The following is a 5,943-nucleotide window of genomic DNA, read 5'->3' as shown; positions in this document are numbered from 1 at the left end:
TTAATTCAAAATGATTTTTTCAGTATAACTTAAGCCCTCACCGTTTACTTTTAATATATAAATTCCTGATCCAAGATGATTTAAATTAAGTTTCATTTGGTTGTTGAAATCTTCATTTTTAACTCTATAAACCACCCTCCCGTTTATGTCAATTACCTGAATATTAACTTTTCCGATAAATTGATTGACACGAACAGTTACTTGCCCCTCTGAAGGGTTTGGATATACACTCATGAAATTATCATTCTCAAACTGACTTACGGCTAATGCACAATTTGGCCCCGCAGATGGTCTTGTAAAATCCTCCACCTGATCATTACCAGCATTACCAGATCCAGCTGAAGCATTTACCCCCAGACCTCTATCTGCAAATACCTCCCAAATCATGCAATAATCTTTTCCTCCTGTAATTGCCTGATCAGCGGCTATAATCGCATCTCGAGCACTTACAAAAGTGGGGCTGCAGGGCTGTAACTTAATGCCTTCCAAAACAATTCGCATTAATTTATTATTTCCACCTATCCCCGTATATTTATTATCATCATATCCGTATTTATTTATATATGCCCACGTTAAATCCCATAGCATGGTGGCCCAAACAGAACCCGTACCATGCACTTCAGTTTGTTCAATCCCATCATCGTCAGTATATTGATATTTGTTGGTGTCCGCATAGGTCATTGGATTTACGGTCTTGTCTGTAGAATAAGGATAATCTCTAATTCCGGGCCCATCAGTAGGTTGCATAGAGACAAAGGTCCCCACACTTCTTTTGGAAGCTCCAGCATCGCCTGACTTTATTTGCAACATAAGAGCAATCCAGTCTGACCAGCCCTCACCCATTTGATCCGTGTTATCCAAACAATTGGAATTCCCCGCGCCACCTGACAAACGGATTGAAATACCATGTCCATACTCATGTGAAATAATTCCGTTATCAAAATCACCATCAGAATTTACAAAAGGTGACTCCGGCAATTGCAATGTAACGTTAACAGTCTCAGTCGCCATTTTACTTATAATAGCCTCTCCTACAGATTGCGTAACACTGATTGAAGGGATCGTTATTGTATTGTCAGCGCCCGACATGGTAATGGTTCCCGTAGTGTTGTTAACTATTATTACAGCTATTGCCCCCGCATTTTGTGCAGCTTTCGTCTTTACAACAAAAGTACAGGTTCCTCGTCTTAATATCACAATCTTTCCCTTCATCGCTGCTGCATTTACTGGCGCCGAACATCCGTCGGATAAACCTGCACTGTCTAGATAGAGTACAAGATTTGATTGTAATAAAGAGGGGCTTACCGGCAAATCTACTCGGCCAGGACTAAATGAGTTTTGTCTGGCAACAAAATTTCCAGCTATACTAGCCGGTGAGTTGACCACAATGGGCTTGATCTCCGGACCATAATCCCACAAAAACATCTGCATTCTTCCTCTATTCCCATCTTCTGGCGCATAAAAATTGGCATTATTTGTATTTTGAGGATCCGCGATTGATCCATCTTGTGCATCCGCATAAACAAAATCACCCGCTTTACCTGGCTTACCATAATTATTTTGCTGAAAATTCCCGTTTTCTTCATCAAAACCGTAATGATACCAAATATCATGCATCACATTATTCATATAGAATAAATTTGTATTGGCAGCATTAATATAGCTTGAAGCATCGACGTTGGTACCTCCATAAGGAAAGTCGAACAATAATGATGAGCCTCCTTCGGGACTGGTCCCATTATTTAGATTGTCACCTGCCAGATCGGCTTTGGCCCAAACATTATTTCCTCTGGTTGTTGTGAAATCGGCGCCTGCAACTCCGTTCGTGTCATGCCACCCATAAGGCGATGCCTTGTAACTTGCCGGATCTGAGATGAGTTCTCTTGAAGAATGGTTCGGGCTTTCATAGTTAAATGGAATAACTCTATATGAGCCGCCTGTTGCCACCGCTACGGCGGGCGAAAAAAGCTGTTTGTATGTAGTCTCAATTGAATTATTTACCGAACCATTATACGTATTAGTTAATGGATAAAAGTTTTTTTTATTAAAATTACATGATATATTGTAATCTCTTTTTTCTAGAATACTGCCATTTAAGGCATCAATTCTAACGCTCCAAACATGATCGTGAGCAGCTGTATTTATGGTAAAATCCCAGGCTAGCATCAAATTATTTTCCTTGGTCACATGATAAACCAAATTTGCGGAAACGGTTTCATCGATGCCTAAGCCGCTGCTGATTTTGAATTTATATTGACTTATAGTTTCTAAAACAGAAAACGGTTCTGTGTTGGTAATGCCTAGTAAAGAATATGCTTTTGTCAAAGCGCTTATCGCCGTCAGAGAAGGTTTGGTTGCATTTATTTTCCGAGACAAATTAGAAACAAATCTTTTTTCAGCATTAATTACCTTACCCTCTTTTATCGAAAAATTGGAAACTGCCCTAAAAATCTCTATTCCTTGGTAACGCTGAAGAACATAACAGCTGCTAATATTAGTAGCACTTGAACTTCCTTCACTTTGAATTATCCAATCTTTCACGTCATCACTTGAAAGACCAGCTTTAGCACTATTGGTATTTAAATATCTTTGGATGGTTTCTTTATTGGATTGTGAAATACACAGTAAGGGCATAAGAAACGCAATCAGTAAGGTAATTTTCTTCATGAATTTAGTTAGATAAAGGTTTTTTTTAGTTAACCGCACAAACCTAATTCTTTTTGCTTAATTTAACAATTATATGATGATATGTTTGTTTTTTAACTTTTAACAGCAGTAATCGTTTTGTAAAACAACAATGCATTGCCGTCGGTAAGTAAAGAGATGAAGTGGCAAATATGAAGTAACCTTTCATATAGATTCTCTTTTTCCAAATGATGCTTTTCCGGCAATAACTTTAAAATTAATTTGTCATAGTTTGAAGCACTACCATTAAAATTGTTATCAAAGGCAGTAATGAATTTATCCAATAATGTTTGGATGATTTGATAACCCACAATCTCTTTTTCGATAACCTCCCTGCTTTGATATATATTTTTTACACTGATACCGATGATGTCGTCCATCTGTGCTTTGTATTTGCTTTTGTCCGTTAAAGCAAAAGGGAATTTGCCTTTTAAAATAGCCTCTTCATTGTCGATAAAGACCTTTACTGCATCATTGATCAAGCTACCAATTGCTAGGGCGCGTAAGTAACTGATGCGGTCCTCTTTGGTTGTAAGCGTTTTATATTTGGATGTGTCGATACTGTCTTTTACCAATTTGATCAAATACTCCAACGCGAAATCTTCAGAAACTAGTCCGAGATTAATTCCGTCTTCAAAATCGATAATAGTATAGCAAATGTCGTCAGCCGCCTCCACTAAATAGGCCAGAGGATGCCTTTCAAAACCGATATTGTCACCTGTTTTATTCGGAATCAATCCCATGTCTTTCGCTACTTCCAGAAAAAACTTTTTGTCAGTTTGGAAGAATCCATACTTTTTGTCGGCTATATCTTTTGTAGGTTTTTTTGGCAAGCTCTCTTTTGGATACTTCATAAAAGCACCTAAGGTCGCATAGGAGATTCGGAGTCCCCCTTCGATTCCGGGACGGCTAGCTGTCAAAACTGAAAAACCATTGGCATTCCCTTCAAAATCGACCAAATCCTGCCATTCTTTCTTGGACAATTGCTCCTTATATTTTTTTCCGTTTCCAATAGAAAAATACTCTCCTATCGCTTTTTCCCCTGAATGTCCGAACGGCGGATTCCCGATGTCGTGGGCCAATGAAGCCGCAGCGACAATCGCGCCAAAATCATTCATATGAAAACCGTGCACTTCTTTTAAATGGGGATATTTCTCGATGATTTTCTTTCCAACCAAGCGCCCCAAAGAACGTCCTACAACGGAAACCTCTAAACTGTGTGTCAAACGCGTATGCACAAAATCAGTTTTAGATAGAGGAATTACCTGCGTTTTATCCTGCAAGCTTCTGAAAGCGGCGGAGAAAATAATGCGGTCATAATCCACTTCAAAACCCAATCGGGTGTCATCTTGTTCTATACGTAATCGCTTGCTTGTGTCGCCTTGGCGTCTTAGTGATAAGAGTTGTTCCCAGTTCATTTTTGTTGTTTAGATTTTATTGAAATATCGATGAGCGAATATAAAGAAAAGGATGCCTTTAAAACAAAAAACCATCAACAATGATGGCTTTTTGGCATTATTTTCTAAATTTTGGCTATCTCATCGAAGGAATAAAACAGCTTCATTTTATTGGCCAGTCTCTTTTTTTTGACGACGTAAGTGTCCGATAAGGTATCGTGCCATCCTCGCGGAAGGACTTTGAGGTAGGAAAAGGGTTCGAAGGGAATAAACCTAGATAAGGCCCTTATCAGGAACATTTTCGTGCTGGGTTTTGAGCCGTCTTTTTTAATGACTACCGTTTTGGTAATCAATTTGGCGATAGTTCGGGAAAAATAAGTTTCGGTCAGGAAATAGTACAAAAACGTGATCATCATGCAATAAAAGACAATTTCCTTTTTGCTCATGGTTTTGACCCAAGTGGAAATCGCAAAATTATTTGTTGCGTCCGAAACAAGTTTAATGGTCGTCCCAATACTAAGAATAATAATGTAAATAAAAATCAAATCGATAATGAAATTAAGAAAACGCTGTCCTTGTGTAGCGTAGACATCATCCGTAATTGTAAATTCTTTGCTTTTCATATTTACTATTTTTCAGTATTTAAAAAAGAATCATAAACAAACTTAACCTACTCAAATATAGTGATTTATTCTTGTATTATTATTCGGAATATTCATTATTGTGCTCATTTTACAATTGCCTATTGGTTTCTAAAACAATTAAAGCTTGGCCAATTAACCAACCCTAAAATCGATTTTCATACCGATATCATAGCCCCGATTACTTCACTTAACTTTTATTTTAGTCGGAGTTTAGTGAACTTCGTTAAAAGTGGAAATCCTTTTTATTTTTTCTTTAAAAATAAAAAGATTGAAACGAAAAGCGGGAAACAGCTCCTAAAACGAAACAGCTACCAAAATTGATAGCCGTTTCTCTTTATTCTTTATTCTATTTTCTAATTAAGATCCACACATTTCACAATCATCTGGACCGGCATTTTTGGCCAGTTCAATCATTGCTCTGTATTCCTCAGCACTCATGGCCGCTGGCTCTACTGCTTCCACTGCCATTGCAACTTGTTGTTCTTTAATTTCTATTGGTTCTGCTTTTTTATCATTGTTTAATGTAAATTTAATTGCATCCACCGCAGCTTTTGTCCTCAAATAATACATTCCCGTTTTTAATCCGGATTGCCATGCATAAAAATGCATCGAAGTCAATTTAGAATAATTGGCATTTTGCATGAACAGGTTCAAAGACTGGGATTGATCCACAAAATAACCACGTTGACGTGACATATCGATAATGTCCTTCATTGACATTTCCCAAACTGTTTTGTACAATTCTTTCAAATTTTGCGGAATATCCAAGTCCTGAACGGAACCGTTATTACGCATCAATTCTTGTTTCAAGTTTTCATTCCATAGACCAAGGTCTACTAAATCACGCAGTAAATGCTTGTTCACTACAATGAATTCCCCCGAAAGCACTCTTCGTGTGTAAATATTGGATGTGTATGGCTCAAACGCTTCGTTGTTACCCAAAATTTGGGATGTTGAAGCTGTTGGCATAGGCGCAACCAATAAGGAGTTACGAACACCGTGTTCCATAACTTCTTTTCTTAAAGAAGCCCAATCCCAACGGCCTGACAATTCCTCATCTTTCATTCCCCACAAATTGTATTGGAATTCCCCTTGAGACATTGGCGATCCTTTAAATGAAGAATAAGGTCCTTCTTCTTTGGCCATTTCCATGGAGGCGGTTACAGCGGCAAAGTATAGCGTTTCAAAAATCTCTTGATTCAGTTTTTTGGCGGCAT

Annotated in this window: 3 protein-coding genes and 1 pseudogene; all 4 read right to left on the bottom strand. The window is 38.0% G+C overall.

Features of this window, described 5'->3' with window-relative positions; all coding sequences use genetic code 11:
- A complete protein-coding gene (locus VIH09_RS01565) occupies positions 1 to 2,667 on the bottom strand; it encodes a T9SS-dependent M36 family metallopeptidase (protein ID WP_331577174.1) in 2,667 nt (888 codons plus the stop codon).
- A gap of 92 nt (positions 2,668 to 2,759) precedes the next feature.
- Positions 2,760 to 4,103 carry a deoxyguanosinetriphosphate triphosphohydrolase gene (locus tag VIH09_RS01560; protein ID WP_331577172.1) on the bottom strand — a complete coding sequence of 448 codons (1,344 nt, stop codon included), beginning with the start codon at positions 4,101 to 4,103 and terminating at the stop codon, positions 2,760 to 2,762.
- 104 nt (positions 4,104 to 4,207) lie between these two features.
- Entirely contained in the window at positions 4,208 to 4,705 is a 498-nt protein-coding gene (locus VIH09_RS01555; RefSeq protein WP_331577170.1) for an RDD family protein, read from the bottom strand.
- A gap of 378 nt (positions 4,706 to 5,083) precedes the next feature.
- Positions 5,084 to 5,943, bottom strand: a pseudogene (locus tag VIH09_RS01550) (ribonucleoside-diphosphate reductase subunit alpha); the annotation flags it as partial.

Origin of the sequence: Flavobacterium sp. (assembly GCF_036515215.1) — a bacterium.
GTDB lineage: Bacteria > Bacteroidota > Bacteroidia > Flavobacteriales > Flavobacteriaceae > Flavobacterium.
The sequence above is the reverse complement of the archived record's forward strand: the minus strand, read 5'-3'. Positions and strand labels throughout refer to the sequence as shown.

Coding starts and splice junctions, on each gene's coding strand:
- VIH09_RS01565 (WP_331577174.1), bottom strand. CDS start 2,667: ATGAAGAAAATTACCTTACTGATTGCGTTTCTTATGCCCTTACTGTGT.
- VIH09_RS01560 (WP_331577172.1), bottom strand. CDS start 4,103: ATGAACTGGGAACAACTCTTATCACTAAGACGCCAAGGCGACACAAGC.
- VIH09_RS01555 (WP_331577170.1), bottom strand. CDS start 4,705: ATGAAAAGCAAAGAATTTACAATTACGGATGATGTCTACGCTACACAA.